This is a genomic window from Fictibacillus barbaricus, assembly GCF_014635025.1.
GTDB classification, from domain to species: domain Bacteria; phylum Bacillota; class Bacilli; order Bacillales; family Fictibacillaceae; genus Fictibacillus; species Fictibacillus barbaricus.
Genome location: NZ_BMCE01000002.1, coordinates 290,250 through 312,870 on the forward strand (window position 1 = coordinate 290,250; position 22,621 = coordinate 312,870).

At 37.2% G+C, this 22,621-nt stretch carries 26 protein-coding genes; 9 read left to right on the forward strand and 17 right to left on the reverse strand.

Going from position 1 to position 22,621, the window contains the following annotated elements; translation table 11 throughout:
• Positions 1-138 precede the first annotated feature (138 nt).
• The 10 genes from IEV52_RS10805 to yneA form a co-directional block, all read right to left on the reverse strand.
• The gene (locus IEV52_RS10805; protein ID WP_373869413.1) at positions 139-1,941 is read right to left on the reverse strand and encodes an ABC transporter ATP-binding protein; all 1,803 of its coding nucleotides are present in this window, start codon (positions 1,939-1,941) and stop codon (positions 139-141) included.
• Positions 1,938-3,689, reverse strand: coding sequence for an ABC transporter transmembrane domain-containing protein (locus IEV52_RS10810; protein ID WP_188402564.1), 1,752 nt, complete (start codon positions 3,687-3,689; stop codon positions 1,938-1,940). The genes IEV52_RS10805 and IEV52_RS10810 overlap by 4 nt, the downstream gene beginning before the upstream one ends.
• 108 nt (positions 3,690-3,797) lie before the next feature.
• Positions 3,798-4,841, reverse strand: a complete 1,044-nt coding sequence (gene mnmH / locus IEV52_RS10815) for a tRNA 2-selenouridine(34) synthase MnmH (protein WP_188402565.1) — start codon at positions 4,839-4,841, stop codon at positions 3,798-3,800.
• An 84-nt stretch (positions 4,842-4,925) separates the two neighbouring features.
• Positions 4,926-5,144, reverse strand: a complete 219-nt coding sequence (locus IEV52_RS10820; protein ID WP_188402566.1) for a YneF family protein — start codon at positions 5,142-5,144, stop codon at positions 4,926-4,928.
• Between the two features lie 78 nt (positions 5,145-5,222).
• Positions 5,223-5,663 (reverse strand): sporulation inhibitor of replication protein SirA, encoded by a 441-nt coding sequence (gene sirA, locus IEV52_RS10825; RefSeq protein WP_188402567.1) that lies wholly within the window; start codon positions 5,661-5,663, stop codon positions 5,223-5,225.
• A gap of 150 nt (positions 5,664-5,813) precedes the next feature.
• Entirely contained in the window at positions 5,814-7,817 is a 2,004-nt protein-coding gene (tkt, locus tag IEV52_RS10830; RefSeq protein ID WP_373869414.1) for a transketolase, read from the reverse strand.
• A gap of 173 nt (positions 7,818-7,990) precedes the next feature.
• Positions 7,991-8,275, reverse strand: coding sequence for a HesB/YadR/YfhF family protein (locus IEV52_RS10835; RefSeq protein WP_188402569.1), 285 nt, complete (start codon positions 8,273-8,275; stop codon positions 7,991-7,993).
• A gap of 105 nt (positions 8,276-8,380) precedes the next feature.
• On the reverse strand, positions 8,381-8,620 hold the full coding sequence (locus tag IEV52_RS10840) for a DUF896 domain-containing protein (protein WP_188402570.1): 240 nt from the start codon (positions 8,618-8,620) through the stop codon (positions 8,381-8,383).
• 62 nt (positions 8,621-8,682) lie between these two features.
• Positions 8,683-9,327, reverse strand: coding sequence for a YneB family resolvase-like protein (locus IEV52_RS10845; RefSeq protein ID WP_188402571.1), 645 nt, complete (start codon positions 9,325-9,327; stop codon positions 8,683-8,685).
• 19 nt (positions 9,328-9,346) lie between these two features.
• Positions 9,347-9,613 (reverse strand): cell division suppressor protein YneA, encoded by a 267-nt coding sequence (yneA, locus tag IEV52_RS10850; RefSeq protein ID WP_188402572.1) that lies wholly within the window; start codon positions 9,611-9,613, stop codon positions 9,347-9,349.
• Between the two features lie 159 nt (positions 9,614-9,772).
• On the opposite strand from yneA, the gene lexA reads away from it, so the two are divergent.
• Positions 9,773-10,387 (forward strand): transcriptional repressor LexA, encoded by a 615-nt coding sequence (gene lexA / locus IEV52_RS10855; RefSeq protein ID WP_066289770.1) that lies wholly within the window; start codon positions 9,773-9,775, stop codon positions 10,385-10,387.
• Between the two features lie 181 nt (positions 10,388-10,568).
• Positions 10,569-10,715, forward strand: a complete 147-nt coding sequence (locus IEV52_RS10860) for a hypothetical protein (RefSeq protein ID WP_188402573.1) — start codon at positions 10,569-10,571, stop codon at positions 10,713-10,715.
• A 72-nt stretch (positions 10,716-10,787) separates the two neighbouring features.
• Here the strand turns inward: IEV52_RS10860 and IEV52_RS10865 are convergent, their stop codons facing one another.
• A complete protein-coding gene (locus IEV52_RS10865; protein ID WP_188402574.1) occupies positions 10,788-11,726 on the reverse strand; it encodes a bifunctional helix-turn-helix transcriptional regulator/GNAT family N-acetyltransferase in 939 nt (312 codons plus the stop codon).
• A 347-nt stretch (positions 11,727-12,073) separates the two neighbouring features.
• Here IEV52_RS10865 and IEV52_RS10870 point away from each other — a divergent pair, with 347 nt between their 5' ends.
• Positions 12,074-12,325, forward strand: coding sequence for a hypothetical protein (locus IEV52_RS10870; RefSeq protein WP_188402575.1), 252 nt, complete (start codon positions 12,074-12,076; stop codon positions 12,323-12,325).
• A gap of 129 nt (positions 12,326-12,454) precedes the next feature.
• Positions 12,455-12,937: a hypothetical protein gene (locus IEV52_RS10875; RefSeq protein WP_229754260.1), complete on the forward strand. Its 483-nt coding sequence runs from the start codon at positions 12,455-12,457 to the stop codon at positions 12,935-12,937.
• A 36-nt stretch (positions 12,938-12,973) separates the two neighbouring features.
• Here the strand turns inward: IEV52_RS10875 and IEV52_RS10880 are convergent, their stop codons facing one another.
• From IEV52_RS10880 to IEV52_RS22775, 5 genes are all read right to left on the reverse strand, one after another.
• Positions 12,974-13,348: a 2Fe-2S iron-sulfur cluster-binding protein gene (locus IEV52_RS10880; protein WP_205724022.1), complete on the reverse strand. Its 375-nt coding sequence runs from the start codon at positions 13,346-13,348 to the stop codon at positions 12,974-12,976.
• A gap of 6 nt (positions 13,349-13,354) precedes the next feature.
• A complete protein-coding gene (locus tag IEV52_RS10885) occupies positions 13,355-14,203 on the reverse strand; it encodes a family 1 encapsulin nanocompartment shell protein (protein ID WP_188402577.1) in 849 nt (282 codons plus the stop codon).
• Positions 14,204-14,234: 31 nt separating this feature from the next.
• Positions 14,235-14,795 carry an IMEF encapsulin system ferritin-like cargo protein gene (locus tag IEV52_RS10890; RefSeq protein WP_188402578.1) on the reverse strand — a complete coding sequence of 187 codons (561 nt, stop codon included), beginning with the start codon at positions 14,793-14,795 and terminating at the stop codon, positions 14,235-14,237.
• Positions 14,796-15,248: 453 nt separating this feature from the next.
• Positions 15,249-16,064: a metallophosphoesterase gene (locus IEV52_RS10895; protein WP_188402579.1), complete on the reverse strand. Its 816-nt coding sequence runs from the start codon at positions 16,062-16,064 to the stop codon at positions 15,249-15,251.
• A 73-nt stretch (positions 16,065-16,137) separates the two neighbouring features.
• Positions 16,138-16,719, reverse strand: coding sequence for a YkoP family protein (locus IEV52_RS22775; RefSeq protein WP_373869415.1), 582 nt, complete (start codon positions 16,717-16,719; stop codon positions 16,138-16,140).
• Between the two features lie 71 nt (positions 16,720-16,790).
• Here IEV52_RS22775 and IEV52_RS10905 point away from each other — a divergent pair, with 71 nt between their 5' ends.
• Complete coding sequence (locus IEV52_RS10905; RefSeq protein WP_188402581.1) at positions 16,791-17,948, forward strand: MGDG synthase family glycosyltransferase; 1,158 nt, start codon at positions 16,791-16,793, stop codon at positions 17,946-17,948.
• Positions 17,949-18,455: 507 nt separating this feature from the next.
• On the opposite strand, the gene IEV52_RS10910 is transcribed toward IEV52_RS10905, so the two are convergent.
• Entirely contained in the window at positions 18,456-19,001 is a 546-nt protein-coding gene (locus IEV52_RS10910; protein ID WP_188402582.1) for a hypothetical protein, read from the reverse strand.
• A gap of 260 nt (positions 19,002-19,261) precedes the next feature.
• Here IEV52_RS10910 and IEV52_RS10915 point away from each other — a divergent pair, with 260 nt between their 5' ends.
• The 4 genes from IEV52_RS10915 (at position 19,262) to IEV52_RS10930 (ending at position 22,613) form a co-directional block, all read left to right on the forward strand.
• Positions 19,262-19,810 carry a DUF3231 family protein gene (locus IEV52_RS10915; protein ID WP_188402583.1) on the forward strand — a complete coding sequence of 183 codons (549 nt, stop codon included), beginning with the start codon at positions 19,262-19,264 and terminating at the stop codon, positions 19,808-19,810.
• A 481-nt stretch (positions 19,811-20,291) separates the two neighbouring features.
• The gene (locus IEV52_RS10920; RefSeq protein WP_188402584.1) at positions 20,292-20,984 is read left to right on the forward strand and encodes a hypothetical protein; all 693 of its coding nucleotides are present in this window, start codon (positions 20,292-20,294) and stop codon (positions 20,982-20,984) included.
• A 119-nt stretch (positions 20,985-21,103) separates the two neighbouring features.
• A complete protein-coding gene (locus tag IEV52_RS10925) occupies positions 21,104-21,262 on the forward strand; it encodes a hypothetical protein (protein WP_188402585.1) in 159 nt (52 codons plus the stop codon).
• Complete coding sequence (locus IEV52_RS10930; protein ID WP_188402586.1) at positions 21,255-22,613, forward strand: arsenic transporter; 1,359 nt, start codon at positions 21,255-21,257, stop codon at positions 22,611-22,613. The genes IEV52_RS10925 and IEV52_RS10930 overlap by 8 nt, the downstream gene beginning before the upstream one ends.
• Positions 22,614-22,621 lie beyond the last annotated feature (8 nt).

Consider the following 22,621-nt stretch of genomic DNA (forward strand, 5'->3'; position numbering starts at 1 on the left):
GAAAAATTAAAGAAAAAAATAGGAATCGTTATCGTTTGTTCCTAAAGGCAAGCTTGGTTTCTAACCCCTGACAAATACGAATCACGCATGCAAAAAAAAACATCTCCTTCCTAAAAAGGAGATGCCGTCATATACTGATCAACCTACCTCATCCATGGAATCTTTCCCATGCTGCAGCAAGAACATCTTATGATAAAGTCCGCGCTGCCTTAATAATTCTTGATGGTTCCCACGCTCTACAATCTCTCCCTTATGAAGAACTAAGATGAGTTCCGCGTCTTGAATCGTGGAGAGTCTATGTGCGATGGCGATCGTGGTTCTTCCATTCCTCATCTTATGAAGGGCAAGCTGAATTTCCTCTTCTGTTTCTGTATCAATATTGGCAGTTGCTTCATCCAGGATTAAGATTTTTGGAGAAAAAGCCATGGTTCTCGCAAATGAGATCAACTGTCTTTGACCACTGGAAAAAGTAGCTCCTCTCTCCCCTAGTTCTGTGTGATATCCGTCAGGCAATTTTTCAATAAATGAGGAAGCTTGAACGAACTGAGCCGCACTTTCTACCTCTTCATCCGTAATCTTTTTATTGTACAGCCTTATATTTTGCGAGATGTCTCCGACAAATAAAAACGGATCTTGTAAGACGAGCCCTACTTTCTCTCTTAATTCCTTATTATCATAATTTGTTAGAGGAACATCATCGATCAGAATCTGCCCCTTTTGCACATCGTAAAACCGTATAAGAAGATTAATGATCGAACTTTTCCCGCTTCCGGTATGGCCTACTAATGCAACGGTCTGACCAGGATAGGCTGTAAACGTAATATTCTTTAATACTTCTTGTTCTTCATCATACGAGAAAGTAACATTCTTAAATTCAATCTTACCTTCTGTAATCTCGGGATCTTGCTGACCTTTTTTTACAGGGGCAAACTCACTTTCGTCCATAACCGTAAATACACGACCAGCTGACACGATGGCTTGCTGAAAAAGAGACAAACGCATCATCATCATGTTTACAGGTTCAAAAAAACGATCTAAATAGTTAATGAACGCATAGATCACTCCAATTTCTACTGCTGAATCTAACGACTTAATCCCAAAGAAAGACAGGATCATTAAAAGTGCGAGCATATAGACAAGATCTACTGCAGGCCTTAAAAGCAGACCGTTATATTTTATGTTTCTAATCTGCGCATCGTTGTGTTCACTGTTGATCACAGCAAATTCTTTTTGAAGACGCCTCTGTTGGTTGAACACTTGGACGATCGACATTCCTTGAAGAGATTCGTTCAGCTTTGCATTTAATTGACTGAGCTTTTCTCTCATCTCATAGAACGATTTAGAGCTGTATTTGCGATATAGCCACATGATCACTACGATAAAAGGCAATATTCCTAAGCAGAATAGAGCAAGCCTGACATTTAAGTAGAACATAAACCCAAAGATACCGATTAGAAAAACGATATTTTGAACAAACGTTGAAAGCACACTCACGTATAAATCTTTAACAGCTTCAGTATCGTTTGTAATACGGGATACAAGACTCCCTACTGGTGTACGGTCAAAGAATTTCAAACCTAATGAGTGTACTTTTGAGAACACTTGAATCCTTAACGTTTGGATGATGTCGAGGGCAACAGATTGAAACAGCACAAATTGGATATAGTTTACAACTGCAGAGATTAAGATCAAACCAATATAACTCGCAGCAAGGATAATTAATGCGTTTTGTTCAAAATTACGCGGTGTTACATAGTCATCAATGAATGTTTTAACCAGTATTGGTCCTGTCAGTTCAGCTGCAGTTGCGAATAAGAGTAATAAAAACGCAAGGGTTAATCGTTTTTTATGAGGCTTCGTGTAGGACATCAGCCTTTTAAAGATGGTCCATTGTTTCATCTGCTTTAACTCATCTTGAGATTGTACACCTGATACGATCATTTGATCACACCTCCTTCAGATATTAAAGTTTCTAAAGCCTGCCTTTCATACGTTTCTTTATACCATCCATCCTCATGGACCAAACTGTTATGCGTACCTCTTTGAGCGATCGTTCCGTTTTCCAAAACAAGAATCAAGTCACAATGGGCGATCGAAGAAAGTCGGTGTGCGGTAATGATGGTGGTTTGATTCTGTCTTTTAACTTTTAAATGCTGCAGGATTGATTCTTCTGTTTTTGCGTCAACCGCTGATAAAGAATCATCTAAGATTAATATTTCAGGATTGGTGATTAGCGCCCTTGCTATAGAGATCCTCTGTTTCTGACCTCCTGATAAGGTTACTCCCCGCTCTCCAACTACCGTTTCATAACCATACTTAAATTGAGAAATATCTTTATGAATCGAAGCGAGAACAGCGGCTTCTTTTATTTCTGAAAAAGCTGCGTTCACTTTAGCAAAAGCTATATTTTCGGCAATCGTAGCAGAGAACAGAAAATGATCTTGAGGAACATAACCTATTGCAGCCCTTAGAGCGTTCAGTTGATAGTCACAAATATCGTGGTCATCCAAGGTGATGTCTCCTTTATTCAAATCAAATTCACGCAGCAATAACTTACATAGTGTGGTTTTTCCACTGCCTGTTTTCCCGACAATACCAAGAGTCTGACCATGTTTAAGTGTAAAATATATTTCTTGAAGAATCGTAGAACCTGAAGCATATGAAAATTTCTTTAGCTGAAAAGAAATATCTCCTTGTGGAATGGATTCAATAGACCCGGTGTTCTCAATTTCTTCTTTAACGGCAAGTAGCGTTTCTACACGGTCATACGATGCTCTCCCTCTCTCAACTATGTTAAACAGCCATCCAAATGCAAGCATCGGCCAAATTAAGAGTCCTAGGTAACTTGTGAAAGAAACAAGTTCACCAATTGTTAATTCATCCCGGGTCACAAGAACAGAACCATATCCCACTGCCAAAAAGAAGGAAAAACCGATTATAAGGGATATGGTTGGATCAAATAATGAATCAATGCGAGCAACAGCCAGGTTCTTCTTTACAGCATCTCTTGAAAGCTTTGTAAAACTATCAATATCGTCTTTTTCCTGGCCAAAAGCTTTAATCACTCTGGTTCCAGAAATACTTTCTTGCACTTTATCATTAAGGGTCGAGAACGCTTCTTGTGCACTATGAAACCTTTTATGAAGCATCGTACCGTATTTGTTTGTAGCCCAGGCCATTATCGGTAATGGCAAGAGACTAACCAGTGTAAGTTTCCAGCTAATAGTCGAAGCCATTGCGATTAAAGTAAAACCGCCCATCATCAAAGAATCGACTAATGTTAAAACACCGTCGCCTGCTGTTTGTTGAATGGCTTGAAGATCGTTTGTGGAGTGCGCCATCAAGTCTCCTACTCGTCGTTTATGGTAAAATTCTTGAGATTTTTTTGTGAAGTGCTCATATAAGCGATTTCGCAGAAGCATAGCTAGTTTTACTGCAGCACCAAAGATTAATATTCTCCATATATAACGGAGGACATAAATCCCAATTGCGATACTGATCAACAAAGCCCCGTATTTCCATAACATCGCTTCTGTCATTGTTCCCTCTTCAATATGGTCCACGATGAGTCCAACTACTTTTGGCGGGACTAATAAGCCCAATGATACGAATGCAAGCATACTGATACCGCCTAGATAACGCCATTTTTCCTGTTTAAAATACCACATTAACTGAAGAAAAACTTTCAACGCCCGTTCCCCCTTGTATGCAAATCAAAACAAGTATAGTTTACCAATATATGAAAATTCGGAAAAGAAAAAAGTTTCGCAAAAAAAGACCCGTTAAAGGGACTTTTTTTAGATTAATCTATCTATATGTTCTTTTACCTTTCTATTAACTTCCTGAAAGGAATCTCCATACACTCGTATACAAGGACTTTCATACTTTTTTTCTGCGTATTCGTATTTGGGATCATAGTAGTACTCAAGTAATAATGAAACCACTTTTTCGTAATCCTCTGACAGAAGTGCTTGATGGATATCTTCCATAACTATGGAAGGAATTCTCTTGGAGAGCTTAATGACCGCCTCAGTAATTTCCTCTTTATGCAGCAAGGGTTCATACACATTACATATATATTTAACCCTTATATAAAATGGCATCTCGATATGAATACGTGTTCCATCATATTTTCCCTGAAGTAAAAAGTCAGGAACTACAACTCTTCCAATCCTTTTACTCTCAGATTCAATGATAAGAGTCGGTGAATCTTCAAGAACCTTAAGACGCTCATACAGCTTAGACTCGAATTTTTTCTGAGAAGAAGGCTGCTCTCCTATCCTTCCGAAGATCGATCCTTTATGCCCAGCCATTTCTTCTAGGTTGATCACAGGATATCCTTCTCGTTGTAAGTGTTCTAGGACTTTTGTTTTCATCGTACCCGTATGGCCTTCCAGTACGATTATCTGTCTTGCCGTCTGAATGAACTCTTCAAAAAAAGCATCGATTAATTTTCTGTGTGATCGAATACCGCCTTCAAGCTGCAAGCAATCAAGCCCCATCATGCTCATCGTTTGAGCAATACTCTTGGAACGCATTCCTCCTCTTGCACAATAGATAACCACATCTTTATTTGGGTTTTGATCCTTTACAGTCTTAATCCTTTGAAAGAGCAGGGGCAACTTAGGGCCAACAACCTCAAGTCCTCGCTGCATCGCCAGTTCTTTGCTGTGCTGTTTATATAACGTACCAATTTCTGCTCTCTCTTCGTTTGAGAAAATGCTTAAGCATTCAGCGCCAGGTAGATGATATTCTTCATATTCCTTAGGCGACCTCACATCAAAAAGCAAATGTTTTTCGGGATCTATTTCATTAACGGAAATCGTTTCAATCTTGTTCACAACCATCATCCTTTAGTTGATGCTAAACATAGCTGTACTAGAACGAAAACAAGCACCCGATTCAATATCAGGGTGCTTGTACACTTACTTCATCTGCTTGTTCATAGCCTGCATCATTTGGTTAATTTTCTTTTGAGAAGGCTTTTGACCCATCTGCATCATCATCACACGCAACATATTTTCATTAATCGGTGGATTCTTTTGTAAATAACTCATCATATACTTGCGGGCAATAAAAAATCCGATCGCAATGCCTGCAATCAGTGAAAGTGCACACACAAGGATTACCATACCAGTACCCATTGTTAAAACTTCCTCCTTCATGTTGTCTAGAACTAGTTTACTACAAGTTAACCATCACATACAAGATTTGAAAGAGATTTAAGTAGCATAGACCATATTCAATTTAAAAGGAGATAGCCATCCGTATTTTCTTTCCCCATAATCCATGGCTAAAAAATAGGACTCATAGTGACGCAGCGCTTCAAAAATAATTGTTTCGGCTTCAAAATTGCCGATGCTGTAAAGATGTAAGTATCGATCAGTAAGTTCCACATGAACTGTACTGTTCCTACAAGACAACGAATAGGTTTCACCTTCTAAACGCCATTCATATGTTTCACTAAGATAGCTCCAGAAATGTTCTTCTAATTGTGAAACAGATAATAGAGAAGTTATGTAGCTTACTTGCTTTTGCAAGATTGTTTTGTAGATCCCTTTTGAACGCTGTTCTTCAAAAAACAACTGAAACAGCTTATTTTCTTTCCCATAGTAGGAATGAGCAACTTCTTTTGTAATAAGATAAACAAAAAATTCTCTCATGGAAAAGCCCCTTTCCGACTGCTTTGCTGAAAGTATATCCAAAAGTTTGAAAAAAGCTTGTCTAAAAAGCAGTGAGAAATACAACTTTTTTTGTCGAAACATAAAAAAAAGAAGGTTTCCAATGGAAAACCTTCTTTTCTGAATCCATAATTACTGATTTAACATCTCTTTAACACGTTTTACAACATTTTCTGGAGTGAAGCCAAATTCTTTTTGAATAACTTCGCCAGGAGCTGATGCACCAAACGTATCAATAGTCAATGTGTCTCCTTCCAGACCAACATATTTATGCCAGCCAAGAGAGGCACCCATTTCAATTGCAAGACGTTTTGTTACACGTTTTGGAAGCACCGACTCTTTGTAAGCTTTATCCTGCTTGTCGAAGCTCTCCCAAGAAGGCATAGAAACAACAGATGCAGAAATCCCTTCTTTGTTCAGCAATTCTTGTGCTGCTACTGCAATACTGACTTCAGAACCTGCAGAAAGCAAAAGCACTTCTGCTTCAGATTCAGCTGGTGAAACAACATATGCTCCACGTTTTACACCTTCATACGCTTTTTCTTTTGTATTCTTTAAGATTGGCAGATCATGACGGCTTAGAACTAGAGCTGTCGGCTTGTCCTTGCTTTCTAGAGCAACTTTCCAGGCTGCGTTTGACTCGTAACCATCTGCAGGGCGAATCAAGTTCAAGTTAGGCATCGCACGAAGAGATGCGAGCTGTTCAACTGGTTCATGGGTAGGACCATCTTCACCAACCATAACGCTGTCATGCGTTAAAACATATGTTACTGGCAGTCCCATTAACGCAGATAAACGAATAGCAGGTCTTACATAATCAGAGAACACGAAGAATGTTCCACCAAATACATTTAGACCCCCATGCAGTGCCATACCGTTTAAAGCTGCTCCCATTGCAAATTCCCGAACACCAAACCAGATGTTGCGTCCACTGTAATCATTTCGGCTGAAATTCGCTTCGCCTTCGATAAGTGTTTTATTTGAACCAGCTAAGTCTGCAGATCCGCCAAATAGAGATGGTACATTTTTAGCTAGTGCGTTAATCGCTTTTCCTGAAGAAGAACGAGTAGCAATCGCTTTATCGAATTCTGGCATATCTTTATCCCAGTTTTCTGGTAGATTCCCCTTTATAGCTTCTTGGAGTTCTTGAGCTAATTCTGGGTATTCGTTAGCATATTCATTGAATTTCTTGTTCCACTCTTCTTCTTTCGCTTGGCCCTCATTTTTCAATTGTTCGAAGTGATCTTTAACTTCCTCAGGCACATGGAAATCTTGTTCGAACGTCCACTTGTATGCTTCTTTCGTTAATAAAATTTCTTCTTTACCAAGTGGTGCACCATGCGAAGCGGATTTACCAGACTTGTTCGGTGAACCGTGCCCAATAATCGTTTTCACTTCGATAAGTGTGGGTTTGTTAAGTTCTTCACGTGCTTCTGCTAGGGCTTTTTCGATTTCTTCTAGATCTGTTCCATCTTCTACATAAAGTACTTGCCAACCATAGGCTTCGAATCTTTGTTTAACACTTTCTGAAAACGAATGGTGAAGATCACCATCTAATGAGATATCGTTTGAGTCGTAAAGCACGATCATTCTTCCTAAAGCAAGATGACCTGCTAATGAAGCGGCCTCCGCAGATACACCTTCCATAAGGTCGCCATCACCACAGATAGAATACGTAAAGTGATCGATTACATTAAAACCATCACGGTTATATTTGGCTGCCAAGTGACGTTCAGCCATAGCCATACCTACTGCCATTGCGATTCCTTGTCCAAGCGGACCTGTAGTCGCTTCTACCCCAACAGTATGACCGTATTCAGGATGTCCTGGTGTCTTGCTGCCCCATTGTCTAAATTCTTTTAGATCATCAATTGTTAATCCATAACCGCTTAAGTGAAGCAAACTATATAAAAGCATTGAACCATGACCTGCAGATAATACAAATCGGTCGCGGTTAAACCATTCTGGATTGCCTGGATTGTGATTCATAAATTTCGCCCATAGACTATAAGCCATTGGCGCAGCACCCATCGGCATACCTGGATGGCCCGAATTTGCCTTTTCTATGCTGTCAATAGACAGTGTTCTAATCGTATTAATCGCTAATTCATCAATATTACGTGACAAAAAAATCATCCCTTCATATGTACTAAACAGTTTTGACTTTCATAATAAACGTTCAAATCCAATTAGACAAGATAAACACTTTATAAACTAATGTTATTTTACCATTCCCTACTAAAAACATACAAAAACCGTCTAATACTATCTCAACGTTTACGTTGTTGTAGTACAGACGGCTATATAATTTATGCTAGACCTGGCAACTGACAAGAAAAGTAATCTGTTTTCTCATCATAATCAAGTTTCATGTCATCAACGAACCATTTTTCTTCAGATCGAACAAAAAAACGAAGACCCTCCACTTCCTGAATGTAATCGTTCTCTTCGGGAATTGCAGGTGTCACACCAAGTGAAAAACCTCCTGAATCTCCACTTCCTGCATATTTTACGAATAGTCGCAAACCCTCTTTTGCGTCTAATTTAATATCCTTATAAAGATTAGCTGCTGCACTCGTTATTGAAAAAGTCAAAATATTCTCCCCTTTCAAAGTTGTTATATAACAGTATATACTAATATTTACGGAATGCAACAGAAAAAAATGCCTATTTACAGGTAAGTAAATAGGCATAGTGTATTAATGTTTAAGGTTATTCTTATTCTCTTTACTTCTTTTAAGTTTTTCTGGTGTTACATCGTTTCCGTTTGGATCTACAAAAGTAACGCCATGCAGATCTTGAACAAATGACTTACGGAAGACTTGTAAATATTCTTCTCTTAATTTCTTTTGTTCTGCTTTTTCTTCGGTAGTCAGTTCCATTTTCTTAGACTTTTTTGACAGTTCATTTATTCTTTGTAACTTTTCTTTTGGTAACATAACTCAAAAACTCCTTTTCAAAACAATCTTCACTCTATCCTACATGAGAATGAAAGGAATTTCTAGTTATCTGTATTCTCCATGTGTTCTTTGTATCTACGATGAACGGTTGCTTTTGAAACATCAAAACCCAATCCTCTTAGCGTCAATGCGATGTCATGGAAGGTCAGTTTCATATTTTTAAGGCGTACAATTTCAGAGATCGGCACTTCTTTTTTGTCTCTTCCACCATTTATGTTATTTTTTAAGTTTTTTTGGGGTTTGTATCCTTCTTCAACAGCTTTTCTCATTCCGCGTTTAATTTTCATATTATGAAGCTTCCGCTGGTATTCTTCTACTGTTGACACGATATCCAGCACCATTTCATCAGCTTCTGTTAAGGTGTATTCTCCGTTATGAGAGAGTGTAAACACTTTTATGTTATATTTCAGCAATTGATGAAGAATCGCCATCTTAGCTTTTCCTCTGCCTAGTCGAGTATCGTCTTGGATGAGCAAATACTGAAATTCACTGTCTCTTGCCAGATCCAGCACGTTAAGTAATTCATCGCGATCAAGTGAATACCCGCTTCCCTTCTCTCTAAAACAATGTACAACATCTAAGTCAAATTGCTGTGCTAGTTTCATTAATTCAGTTTCTTGTCTATCAAGAGATGTAGTTTGTTCTTCTTTTTCTGTACTAACTCTGCAGTAAAGGATTGCTTTCATTGATATAAGACCTGCTTTATTATTTATTGACTGGAATGATTACTTTCTGGCCTGGAAAAACAGCTGAAGCATTGACGCTGTTCTTTTTCTCGACCCACTTAATAAACTCCCAATTGGAATAATGATGCTTAGCATTATATTCTTCGGAAAGACTCCATAATGAATCTCCCTCTTCTATCGTTACTTCTATATATTCGGATTCATGTGATGCAAGATTTGATAACGTAAAAAATATACCACCTAACAACCCTAAAAATACAATAACATGCATTGTCCCTTGTTTCATTGTGATATCCCCTTTCAACAAACGTTTGTTCGCATCTTATGTTATAATCATAACTGGAACGTTTGTTCGGTGTCAACTATTTTTTCGAACTTATGTTTGTATCTATGTATGAGCCATGCTATACTTTTTATAGATAAAAATTCTGGTGAGGTGCTTAAAATGACTAAGTTATCCAGACGGCAATTGGATATCCTGGCTTTCATAAAAGAGGAAGTTTCGCAAAAAGGATACCCACCTTCTGTTAGAGAGATTGGTGAAGCAGTGGGCCTAGCTTCAAGTTCAACCGTGCACGGACATTTGGCTAGACTTGAGAAGAAAGGGCTTATTCGAAGAGACCCGACTAAACCACGTGCAATTGAAGTATTGGGCTTAGAAGATAACATTCCTTCTGTCCGTTCTGTTTCTATCCCTGTAATTGGTAAAGTAACAGCTGGTCTTCCGATCAGCGCAGTTGAGAACGTGGAAGAATATTTCCCTTTGCCTGAGCATGTTGTAGGTGATGAAAACGTCTTTATGCTTTCTGTAGTCGGTGACAGTATGATTGAAGCGGGAATCTTCAATAAAGACTTAGTAGTTGTTAAACAGCAGCCTACAGCAAACAATGGAGATATTATCGTAGCTATGACAGATGAAGATGAAGCAACTGTAAAACGATTCTTTAAAGAAAAGAACCACATTCGCTTGCAGCCTGAGAATTCCTCGATGGAACCGATTATCCTGCAAAGCTGTACCATATTAGGTAAAGTTATCGGAGTTTATAGAAGTATTCATTAAACGATTTGATAAAAAGAGCGACTGCATGATTGCATCAGCTCTTTTTTTAGTCGATAAAAGGTCTGATTAAGTTTATAAACCACTATTCATAAGCTACAAAATTAACAAACATGTATTAAAGGGCTAATAATCATATGTTACTTTGGTCATATAGGAAAATTTTATAGGATGGGATGTTTAAATGAAGTGCAATGATAACTTTGCTGTACAAATCATTAAAAAGCTTGGCAGCTTGTTTGAAGAATATAAGATTTGTACATGTGACCAACATAAGAAGAAATTAATAGAAGATATAAAACAACTTGGTGAGAAATTAGAAAAAGTTTAATGTTTAAGCATATTAATAACCCTATGCAATAAGCTGCATAGGGTTATTTTTGTTTTTAAAAAGTCTAATTCTTTAGATTTTTGAATTTTCATCAGTAAGAAAGAGATCCCAGCGTTCTTCGATTAAGGTCGTTCCGGTCCATTCTTTATTTGGTTTTTCTTCAGTTAGTCTAAAATTATATTTATTGTAAAGATAGCGAGCCGTTTCTAAAGTGCTTACGGTCCATAAAAAAACATGCGTATAGTTTCGTTCTTCACAGAAATTTATTGCAGTTTCCATCAGTTTTTTTCCGATGCCCTTGCCTTGATAATTTTCATTCAAAACAAACCATCTAAGCTGTGCTGATGTATTGCTGGACTTCGTAATAGCAATCGACCCAACGATTTCACCATGTACTTCAGCAACCCAAAGCTCCCCTCCTTCGGTATCAATCATAAATTCCGTTAATCCCTTCATTACGTAATATTCAAACATCCGTCCGAACTTATATGTCTTATCGTATAACCTTCCATGAAGGTAAGCTACATATCCAACATCTCCCGGTTGGAATGGTCGAACAAAGACTTCTGAGTGGAAAGAATGTTCTTTCGAATATATGGATTCAATTGTTTCCATTGATACAACTAGCCGGATTAATTCTTTTTCAGATAAGTTTTGAATCATTTTATCTACTCCGCGATTTGCATTTTCAACCAAGTCCTTGAAAATTTCAGTTCCATATTCGGTAAGATAGAGTGCATACTGACGTTTATCATCAATAGACTGTTTTTTTATAATTATTTTTTCATCCTCAAATCTTTGAACAATTCGGCTTAGATAGCCTCGGTCGATCCCTAATTTTTCACTAACTTCTGTTGCAGTACAACCATCTATGTAATAGATTTCAGTCATTACCCGTGCTTCTGTTAATGTAAAAGATTGATTATAGATATCTTGATCGATTTTCCCTAGAACATTTGCATAATACCTGTTGAATTTTCGAATTTTTTCTATATGGTTAATAGATTTCATAACATTCTCCTTAATATTCTGAATTTATCGATTGCATTTAGTATAAAATTTATAGTTGACTGAGTCAACTAACAATAAAGACGGAAGACTTTGAACAATATAAAGAGGAGGAAAAAGTAGATAAAGAGTAAGATTTGTTATGAAGTCGATCATGAATAGATACAAAAAAAGGGATGTTAAACCCTAATAGCCCAATCGCATCAAGCGGAAACAGGTTTTTCACATTGTGATTTAGGAAAATAAACATACTCATAAACCTATAGTGTCCACCATATATTCATAGTGTCAGCCAAGTCTTCGGATGGTGAGCGGTATCATAAAAAATATAGTTTGGAGGAAAGATTAGTATGAAAACGAAAGAAATGCGCTTACGTAAAATCCAGCATCTAGCTCATGAGATTATGGATGAGATGAATTCGAGGAAAGTGCTTAGTGAGTCTGATCGATTAGGGCTTGTTATCGACAATCTCTCTCGGGCAATCGGGGACCTAACCGATCCATTTGGTAATTATTCGCTTGATTATATAGAAGAAAAAATGAACAATGCTCATTATTATGTGTTTAAATTTAAGAATGAAAAAGTACGGAATCTTTTATAATTAGTTACTTTAATTGCATCCCTTTAAAATATAAGCGTTCTTCCAGGAAAGTATAACCAATTGACAATGATTCTCATTTTCGTTAATCTGGATTTAGCATCGGATTAAAATTGGTTTGGGGGAAGCCTTATGTTTTTTACAATGTTATATGGGTTAAAGGATATACATACCGTCATATCAAACCAGCGCAAGATTGGCGGAGCAGCTGAAGCAAGCATGATTCGGCTGACAAACGGTGAAGTATATCACAACCCCGTCTTTACGAACATCGATATATCAAAAGGCCAATATGTATCCCTTTGCTTTATTGATGAGGATGGCGTCAATACGATTGCACATGTTGATCAGATTGCCGTGATCAAAGGGTTGCAGCATAAATTGATCTGCCAGCTTGAAAATACTTGCGTCAAACAGTTATTGCTGAAAAATAATTTACAGTACTTAAAACGATTATGCGACATTAATGATGGATTTGTAACACAGACGTTCAAGAATGAAGCGTTAAAGCTCGTCAGGGATATAAGTGTTGCAGAACTGAAAAAACATAACATGTCCCTTCCATTTCAGGTTGAAGACAAACTTATAAACATTAATCAACGTTTATATGCTTAAAAACGAGGCACTAATAAAAGCGCCTCGTTTTTTTTTTTATAGAATGTCTGCCTGGCAAGCCAGCCGATAGCCTTCTTGGAGCACATCGTCCAGCTTTTTCATTTCCATGCTGTTCGGCAGCGACAGGATATCCATCCCCTTCTCCACCTTCACTTTACACTCCCCGCACGTTCCTTTTTTGCATTTATACTGCAAATCCTGCCCCTGAGACAAGGCTGCATCCAGTAGTTTCCCTTTTTTAGGTCGGACATCAAACCGACGATTTTTTTGCAGCAAGCTGATGGTTTTTTGCGGATGCTGAATAATACGCTTAATAACTGGAGTAGGGGTTACACGCTCTCTTAACACCGGAATATTCGTTGTTAAATGCTTTGGAATGAGGGAGCCGACAGTTAACACCCTTTTATTCATCCCTAGTTAGCCCTTTTGGTCTTCAAGCGTACAGATTGCAGAAGGGCGTTTAATGCGGAGCACAACGGTTTCATATACGCGAAACGGATAATTCATTCCTTCATCCCCTAGATATGCCGTTTCAAAATCCTCCGAAACAGCTAGGTCCAGATTATTTCGTCCAGTGTTTAGAAGTACACCTGTTTTTCCTTTTAAAACAGGCGACTGAAATACACCATCGGTAACTAGCTCACGTACATGCTCAATTTCCAGTACATTCGTATCTTTGTGGACACGATGCAGCAAGGAATATAGTTCAGGTGATAATACAAGCGCAAATGGCCCATTATGTTTCATCTCGAGTAGTTTGTTTCTTGCTTCCACAACATCCTGAAAGGCGTTCCCCGATTCATACCAGTTGCCGATCAAATGAGTGGAGCGCCCTTTGACATTCATCAGTCCGGGAATATCAAATTCCTTTGATCCATGAAAAATAAGCTGATCCTCTGAGATCGCAACATCACGGGCAGCATTTGCCGCAGGTGAAAAATCGATCGGAATATCAAGGTTTTTGGCCTGCTCCAAGTCGCGCCAGTAGAGGACAAAATCTTTATAGATCAACGGGATCGTATAGTTGACCCGCTTACTGGATTCGATTTCTGTATCAAACGAACCTTGAAAGTCCATTTTTGCTTCGACTGTTTCGGTGAAGATGTCATTAAATATACTTTGAACCCCTCTCCCAAGCGGTCCATACAACTCGATGAAACGGCGTCCCACCAGTTGTTTCCTTGCTGCACTGATCACCGTTTCATTCAATTGCAGCCAATCCTGATCGGACAATGGCGAGTCAGTCGAATATTGAAAGTTATTCATACCTATTTCCTTCCTTTCTCCTTACTTCTTTTCATAGTAAACTTCCAACGGTAAACCCTTTTCTTTTGGAAGAATGAGGTGCAGCCGCCAGATGAGCTGCCGGTGCTAAATGATCATGGTGCTCATCATGGTGGGCATGCGGATCAACATAGTTGGTATCAAACCGTTCATTAATGTCTTTTAATAATTCTTTTACTTGCTGATAATCCTGATAGCTGACTTCCCTCATCTCTTTTAGCAGCGTGCTTCTTTCCTCATCGGTAAATTTAAAAAGCGCCAGATCTAAATGCTCAACAAAATTATGAAGCCCGAATTTCTCAAGATTTAATTCCTGCAAGAGGCGATTAAATTCATTGTTCTTTGGGGAAAAAGCGTTATCGTCTTTCAGATTTTGAAATTGGCTAAGGTGCGGTATAAGTTCTGCAAGACGGGACAGCCGCTGTTCCTCCTCCTCATAAATATGGTGATAATACAATCTTTCATGATCATCCTTAGCATTTGTTATAACAGGGTCCAGCAGATTCATAAACTTTTCAATAGCACTTTTTGTCGTCGAAAATACTCTGTAGAACGTAGTCAGTTCATCTCTCACTCGCCACACCTCTTGGTAATAAGATAATTGCCATTATTCCCATTTCTTCTTACTTTATTACTATTTTTAGCAATCTAAATTAATTTTCATCAGCTGTTTTTCTCCTTTTTAGATGGAACAAATGCATATAAACAGCCTAACAAGATTGGCTTTACAACGTTAAGGGGAAATCCAATATAAAAAGCCAAATTTCTCAGTATTAAAAGTAAGAAATTGGGGCTTAGCTTTGTAATAACTCCTCTCAATTGCTAATAAAAATAAAATGCCCACAACGTGTGGACATTTCAGTAAACTTTGCTATTTGTTCGGAATGGATTTTTATTTGGTGCGATATCGTTTGCGAATATTGTTAAACCAGTCATATTCCTTTTTTGCCCTGAACCCACCCGGAAAAATAGCGTTAAACATTAAAAACCCCTGCCATTTTATCACTCATGACAAGGGAACATACAGCTATGATATTTCGTGAAAAGTAATTTCAGGACGGCTTCCAATACGGATATTAACACCCGTTTGACCCAGCCCTTCGCTTATATAAAAGGGCTTCCCTGCATGGTAATGCAACCCCTTCACCATCTTCATGCGGACTAGTTGTCCCATTTTAATCAGGTGATAAGGCTTCGGCCAATGGATCTGACCTCCATGAAAATGGCCCGATAACAAATAATTGAATGGAACATCTTCCATCTCAAGTACAACGTTAGGGTCATGAGTGAGCACTAAATGATAGCCTTCTGAAATTCCTTCGTAAGCCTTTTGAACATCACTATGGTTCGTACTGTAGTTATCAATTCCGATGATGTTCAAATTCTCACCATTGATCTTTATCGTCACATGCTCATTTTGAAGCGTCTTACATCCATTTTCTTCAAGGGTTTTTTTTAGGGCATTAAAGTTTTCCCCTTTTAGAACGTAGTCATGATTTCCGAATACCGCATAAATTCCGTACTTAGGATTTAATTTTTTTAAGACTTGAAGATATCCATTTAATTTCGGAATGCTTCGTTTCCTATCAAGAAAATCCCCGGTTAGAGCAATCAGGTCAACAGGCTGTTTTAAAATCATCTCATACAACTCTGACGGGTCAATGGATATATTTTCTAGATGGAGATCGGACAAATGGAGAACCTTTAAATTTTTTTCAGAAAATGTAAGATCTTTACGGGAAACTGAGATCGTATTGATTGCCACTTTCTTTGTGTTTTGATTTGCTTTTAATAGAGCAAACCCACTGATAACGGAAATAATAAGAATAAAATATAATAACATAGTTACTCCCCCTCTCTTCCAACCAGTATAGTAAGGAAGAGAAGTGAGTCCAAGTGGAAGTTAGAGGAAACCTTTAGTTTTTATACTTCTCCATTAACTTTTCTTTAGACATCATCAAGTAAACCGGGTGATGTTTTTTTATGTTTTCAACTGAAATCGTTGGATGGGATAACACATATATAAACACTTGTGTTAATTTTTTAAACTGTTTATATAGCTTACTTTCAGGCCGTATACATTCAAATCCCAAGCGTTTATATCCCCTGTTAATAAGAGTGATGCCAATGATTCCTTTTATCTTTTCTTCGCTTGGATGATTATAGATATAAGAAGCTAGGTGGGGCATGGAGTCCAGGACCATTTTGAAAACGGCCTTTCCCTTTAACAATTCATTTTTCATATGTGTACAATCCTTAATTACTTTTATATTGTGTAGGTGAATTTTGACCAGTAGATCATTCTTGCAGATCTCACTTCCATCAGACAACACGACATTTTTTCCTTTGTATCTTGTTAACCTTACTCTGAAGATTCCTTTTCCCTGGTCTGAACAAAGATACTGAAGTCGGGTTAATGAAAAATAGATAGGGTCTATATATCTCCAAAAAGATAAAAAAACTAAACGAATCAGCATTCTTTTTCTTTCTCCTTTCATTAGGCTACACAACTAGGATGTTAAATTTCTGCCCATTTTAAAGGTGGAAATGAAAGGAGAGACTTTTATGTATGGCAGTCAAAGCTGAAGTAAATAGTAAGAAAAAAAGGATCAGGAAAGATATGAAGAAAATACTCATCTTACCTTTTTTACAATTGCCATCTGGACACCACCAAGTAGCAGATGCCATTCGTGCATACCTTAAAGAGATCGACGGTTCATTTAATATACAATCAGTAGATATTTTTCATTATACGTCACCACATATCGAGCATGCTGCTTCCGAATTGTATCTGCAGGCCATTAAGTTAATTCCTTCTTTTTATAGATGGGTGTACCGTTTTAATTCCTGCCGTAGCCGTAACGATTCGGCTGACAAACGTTACCTTTTTTATGAACGTTTTTTCTTAAAAAGCTTAAAGAAGCTGATTGTTGAGGCAGATCCCGATCTTATCATATGTACACATTGCCTGCCTTCCTATCTATTGAACCTTTTAAAGAAGAAGAAACAGCTGTCTATTCCAGTCACCAACGCATATACAGACTTTTTTATCAATACTGTTTGGGGGAAGTCTCACATAGATCTGCACCTTGTGCCCAGTGAAGCTATGAAATACTATCTTGAAGAGCGCAATGTTCCTTCTGAAAGGATTGCTGTAACCGGCATTCCTGTACACCCTGTTTTTAACGGCAGATCACAAGCAAGATATGAAGAACGCGGAAAATCTCCATTTCATGTTTTAGTTTCCGGCGGCAGCCTTGGTATTGGATCCATAGAAAAGATTTTTGCACAAAACCATTTTTCAGGTAAGATCCATTATCAGTTGTTATGCGGAAGAAATCAGCAGCTGTTTGAAAGAATCGAAAAGCTTCAAAACCCTTTTCTTCAGCCCATTCCTTACATAGATTCAAGAGAGGAAATGAACAATCTATACGAGAAATCAGACATCATGGTGACAAAGCCAGGAGGAATTACTGCCAGTGAATGCCTTCGAAAAGGAATTCCAATAGGCCTTCTCGATGCGCTGCCGGGCCAGGAGGAGCTTAATGAGCAATATCTGCTCCAGGAAAAACTGGCAATAAAGATAAACGTGTGTGAATTAGAGAATAGCCTTCTTACGTTTTTACAGAATGAAAGTGATAGACAGACATGTAATAAAAGGCTTATGGATTATACCGATCAACAAACAGATTTAAGAATGGTGTTAAAAAAGTTTATTAAACGATAAAAAAGGACGTTTACTCCATCGCATAATCTCGGATATTGTAAGCTATCCAGTTTATCCGGTGAAGTCAAATAAGCTATAAATCCACTGATAAAAAACGAAACAAGTGAGAGTTTATCCTTAATCGCTAATGTAATTCCTTTTTGCCAACACACCTTTTTAGTGTTTTTATTAAATCAAATACAGGTGCTAGTCCGATCACTAACTGATGCTCATCGTCCACCCTGATATGGACTTTGTCTTCCTATGTATAGGTATCGTCACCGAGAAATTGGAATTAGTTTTAGACTCGCTGTTTCAAGAAACTTTTCCCCAAACCTCATTTGCTTCACCTCTCAGTTTTACATCGACGATCTTAAATAATAAACCTACGCATTCTTCGATATACCTCCCCGTTAAAAGGTGCACTTCTCCTTCCTGGAGAAAGTGGAATAAGCAAAACCAGAAACTACATACAATTAGACAGGCACCTATTCTGTTTGTAAGTTATTCTGGCAGAACAACAAATCCCTAAAGCATTTGATTAGCGATTTTGATAATGTCTTTCTTGTGTTGTTCTACTGAAATGTTCTTATTATTGTAGCTTATATCATAGTAAATGCCGTCTTTTACAAAGGTGATAGCATTGCCGTTATAGTTTCCCACTACTCCGTCGGATAGTTTGATATCTTCCCATGCACCACTATATTCAACTTTAAAATTATGGACAGTGATCATTAGTAAGATTACATAAGTTTTCTTCTTAGCAATAGTTGAAAAGTTAACTCTTATGTTTTTTCCATCGTGTTTAAAATCTTCAATTGTTGAGATTTGCAATGGATCGGCATCAAATGGAATGTCTTTTGGAATTTTTAGTTCAAAGGGAAGTGAGTCTAACCCTTCATCGAGTGAAGAAACTTTATAGCTTATTGGAGTGCTTTTTAACTGTTCTTCTGTAACATTCCCCAATGGTTCAACCTTTTCTAATTTAGTAGTATCTAGTTTACCGTTTCTACCATCATTACAACCTACAAGAATAGATATCAATAATACAGGAACTAACCACAGTTTTTTCATAGAACCCCCTCAGCTTTTTGGTCAATTTGATTTACCAATAAATGTATTCTTTATAAATAGTTTTTAATCCTTTAGCAAACAGCCAATAAATAAAAAGGTACAGATCTCCTTCCTGGAGAACTGCACCCGTTTTTGTGGAATAAACAGTCTCACTTTTATAGAATGTAACCTTCGAAATGTAAATTTTAAACATTGAATAAAGCAAGCATTTCAGGAAATAATTCGTAATACTGGAACTTATTAAAATCGGAGTTGATTTAATGCCTAACATTTTTGAAGCAATTATCGACTATATTAAAACCACTAATGATAATGAACCAAAACCTCGTCCGCATATTGGTGAGGCAATGGGATGTTGGCTGTATTTCACCGCTTTAGCGGAAGAAATACCAGCATTAGAAGCTTCATTAAATACAACAACGGATAATGAATTAATCAGCCTTTTAAATAATTCCCTTGACCTTGCCCAGCATCAATTAGATGTTTTAAGAAATCTCATGATTAAAGAAGGGATTCCTTTATCACAAGTAGCAGAATCTAAGCCTAAATCCGATCCAAACAGTGTACCATTAGGAGTAAAAGTAACTGATGAGGAGATTGCAAACTTCATTTCTCTAAAAGTTGCTTCCAATATTATTATGTGTTCTACAAATATGAGTCAATGTATTCGAAATGATATTGGTCTAATGTGGGCAAGATTTCATGCTGAGAAAATGATATTTGGAATGGAACTGAAAACTGCTATGCGCAAAAGAGGCTGGATTAAAGTTCCGCCTTATTATTACCCCCCTGGGGCACCAAATAATTAATTTTGGGTTTGAAACATAAAGTCCCTCCAGCTGTTTCAATGGAGATTTATTTTAAAGCAAGCCGGTTGGTTGAATAAGTAATTATCCTAATTTGAAGGAACGCTGACGCAAAAATAATCCACTGCCTCATCTTGAGAATAGTCTATATAAACAGTATGATTCTCTTAAAAAAGATCGATTTAATTATGTAGGTAACTGAAACCTAGTTTGAACATAAAAGAACCGACAGTGTTTTTGGTAATTGAAATTTTATTTAAACTTACAGGTGCTTTTTCCTCTTGAGGAGAATAGCACCTTCTTGTAGTACAAGAAGGTTAGTACAATAATTATCTGCTAATTTCCCCAACTAAAATATTGTATATAAATAAGTAAACGTTTGACTATTTTTATGAATTTAGACAAGTTTCCTATGCCTTTTCACTAGCATGATACATATAATGCAGGGACAAGTATAAGTCAATCATATTTAGGAGGAAACAATTTGAATACTAATATCACTTGTAATCTATCAGCAAAAAAGGTTCGTAATCTGTTAGGTCAATTTATTCAAGTAAATGCAGGGGGACCTGAATCTAGAGAAGGGAGACTAATTTTTGTAGGAAAAGACTTTCTTATAATTGAATCTTTCGAGAAAGATGGTCAAAGAAAAGAAAAAGACCAGGATAAGGAAAAAGGCAAAAAACATAAAGAATTGATTTTCTATCCATTAATCCATGTAGACGCCATCATCGTTAAAGCAGATAAATTATGCCGTCCAATGAAAAAAGAATGCATAGATTATACTTTCCACGAGGTATTGAAACACTTCAAGAAACATAAAGTGAAAATTAACCGAGGAGGTAAAGTAGAAGGTATACTTGTTGCCATTCACAAAGACACGATTGAATTAGTAAGGAATGACGAAATTATTGTTATTCCAATCTGCCGAATTAAAAGCTTAAGTCAAATTAGCAGATGTAATAAAGACAATAAAAAAGACGAGTTGGCAAATAATAAAGCCAAAAAAGAATCTTCTTCCAAAAAAGAGTCTTCTAATAAAAAAGAATCTTCTCATAAATTCATGAGTGAATCATCATCCTCTTCTTTCCCCTCTCACGAATGGAATAGTGAATCATCTTCATCATCTTCTTCATCCTCATCATCTTCTTCATCTTGGATAAGAATAGAAAGCTAAACCATGTAATCCACTAGCAAGATTAATAACAGATCAAAGGTAGTTGGTATAGACTGTTATTTTAAGCAATGTCCTGTTTTTTAAACAGGACATGCTTTTATAAGCAAGGAGGTAAAATATTGTTATTTACACTTTTCATTATTTCTCAAGGGTATTTACTCTACAAGTTAGTAATGCCGATCGAGAATCAAACAAAAAGTAGAAGCCAGGAACTTTCTTACTCTTCAAATAACCAAATTAATGTTTATATGAAGAAAGTGGCAGACCCGCATGCTTGATTCTTCTCTTTTTCTAACAATTACTATTTTTACAACAACGATTTTTTTAATCATGTGGAACCCTTGGCGTTTGAATGAAACAATTCCAACCAGTATTGGTGCCCTTTTATTTATTCTACTCGGGATTGTGCATGTATCTGATCTATTTGACATCTTTTTTATGGTAAGCGGTGCATCTATAACGATTCTTTCAACAATCGTAATGTCCATCATCTTGGAAAGCATTGGATTTTTCAATTGGGTAGCATATAACCTCGTGCAAAGATCTAACCAATCCGGAATAAAGCTGTTTATCTATATTAACTTGCTTTGTTATTTAATGACTTTGTTTATTAATAACGATGGAAGCATCCTCATTACTACACCTATCATCATAAAAACGTTAAATATGCTTCAACTAAAAAACCACCAGAAGATTGCTTTCCTGCTGCCAGGAGCCCTCACCGCAACTGCATCAAGTGCACCTATCGCCATAAGCAATATCGCCAATTTAATCGCACTTAAAATTGTAGGACTGGATATTAACAGCTACGTAAACCTTATGTTTGTTCCCTCAATGATCGGAATAATTTCAATTGTACTATTGTTATTTTTGTTTTACGAAAAAGATATTCCCAAAAAACTGCCTCCTGTTTATTTCACGGCCATGAACTATAATAAAGCATCTCGTATCGTCCCTCATCCGTTAGCTAATAAACAACACTTAGAAGTTGATTGGTGGATGTTTAAAGTTTGTATTAGCGTTGTTATTGTTACTCGCCTTGCATTCTTCATTCTTGCACCGATGGGGGTTCCTATTGAATGGGTTGCAATTGCAGGCGCACTTGTTCTAATCATTATCCGGTGGCATCGAAACAAGACCGGTCTAAAAGATGTAATTGCGAAAACGCCTTGGCATATTCTTTTATTCGCATTCAGTATGTATATATTAATTTTTGGGATGCAGAATATTGGACTTACCTCTCTTATTGTTCGGTATATTCAAGGGATCATTGAGGCTGGACATTTACATTCGATCTTCACTATGGGCTTTTTGCTTACCGGGATGTCAAATATTTTTAATAATCTACCTGCAATAATGGTTGGAACATTAACACTTACTGAAATGCAGCTTGATCAGCATCTTTTGCAAGTCTCATATTTAGCAAGCATCTTGGGCAGCGATATTGGAGCTTTACTAACTCCAATAGGTACTTTAGCCACTTTATTGTGGATGTACATTTTAAAAGAAAATGGAATTACAATCAGCTGGAAACATTATGTGAAAGCGACGATAGCAGTTATTCCAATCGGACTTGTTATCAGTCTCTTAAGCTTATATTTTTGGACTGAATGGATATTTCATTTATAGGAGGATTA

What these genes read in the sequence shown, in the direction of transcription:
- IEV52_RS10805 (WP_373869413.1), bottom strand. Translation starts at nt 1,941, where the DNA reads ATGATCGTATCAGGTGTACAATCTCAAGATGAGTTAAAGCAGATGAAA.
- IEV52_RS10820 (WP_188402566.1), bottom strand. Translation starts at nt 5,144, where the DNA reads ATGGGTACTGGTATGGTAATCCTTGTGTGTGCACTTTCACTGATTGCA.
- sirA (WP_188402567.1), bottom strand. Translation starts at nt 5,663, where the DNA reads ATGAGAGAATTTTTTGTTTATCTTATTACAAAAGAAGTTGCTCATTCC.
- tkt (WP_373869414.1), bottom strand. Translation starts at nt 7,817, where the DNA reads ATGATTTTTTTGTCACGTAATATTGATGAATTAGCGATTAATACGATT.
- IEV52_RS10840 (WP_188402570.1), bottom strand. Translation starts at nt 8,620, where the DNA reads ATGTTACCAAAAGAAAAGTTACAAAGAATAAATGAACTGTCAAAAAAG.
- IEV52_RS10845 (WP_188402571.1), bottom strand. Translation starts at nt 9,327, where the DNA reads ATGAAAGCAATCCTTTACTGCAGAGTTAGTACAGAAAAAGAAGAACAA.
- yneA (WP_188402572.1), bottom strand. Translation starts at nt 9,613, where the DNA reads ATGAAACAAGGGACAATGCATGTTATTGTATTTTTAGGGTTGTTAGGT.
- lexA (WP_066289770.1), top strand. Translation starts at nt 9,773, where the DNA reads ATGACTAAGTTATCCAGACGGCAATTGGATATCCTGGCTTTCATAAAA.
- IEV52_RS10860 (WP_188402573.1), top strand. Translation starts at nt 10,569, where the DNA reads ATGAAGTGCAATGATAACTTTGCTGTACAAATCATTAAAAAGCTTGGC.
- IEV52_RS10865 (WP_188402574.1), bottom strand. Translation starts at nt 11,726, where the DNA reads ATGAAATCTATTAACCATATAGAAAAAATTCGAAAATTCAACAGGTAT.
- IEV52_RS10870 (WP_188402575.1), top strand. Translation starts at nt 12,074, where the DNA reads ATGAAAACGAAAGAAATGCGCTTACGTAAAATCCAGCATCTAGCTCAT.
- IEV52_RS10875 (WP_229754260.1), top strand. Translation starts at nt 12,455, where the DNA reads ATGTTTTTTACAATGTTATATGGGTTAAAGGATATACATACCGTCATA.
- IEV52_RS10880 (WP_205724022.1), bottom strand. Translation starts at nt 13,348, where the DNA reads ATGAATAAAAGGGTGTTAACTGTCGGCTCCCTCATTCCAAAGCATTTA.
- IEV52_RS10885 (WP_188402577.1), bottom strand. Translation starts at nt 14,203, where the DNA reads ATGAATAACTTTCAATATTCGACTGACTCGCCATTGTCCGATCAGGAT.
- IEV52_RS10895 (WP_188402579.1), bottom strand. Translation starts at nt 16,064, where the DNA reads ATGTTATTATATTTTATTCTTATTATTTCCGTTATCAGTGGGTTTGCT.
- IEV52_RS22775 (WP_373869415.1), bottom strand. Translation starts at nt 16,719, where the DNA reads ATGAAAGGAGAAAGAAAAAGAATGCTGATTCGTTTAGTTTTTTTATCT.
- IEV52_RS10905 (WP_188402581.1), top strand. Translation starts at nt 16,791, where the DNA reads ATGGCAGTCAAAGCTGAAGTAAATAGTAAGAAAAAAAGGATCAGGAAA.
- IEV52_RS10910 (WP_188402582.1), bottom strand. Translation starts at nt 19,001, where the DNA reads ATGAAAAAACTGTGGTTAGTTCCTGTATTATTGATATCTATTCTTGTA.
- IEV52_RS10915 (WP_188402583.1), top strand. Translation starts at nt 19,262, where the DNA reads ATGCCTAACATTTTTGAAGCAATTATCGACTATATTAAAACCACTAAT.
- IEV52_RS10930 (WP_188402586.1), top strand. Translation starts at nt 21,255, where the DNA reads ATGCTTGATTCTTCTCTTTTTCTAACAATTACTATTTTTACAACAACG.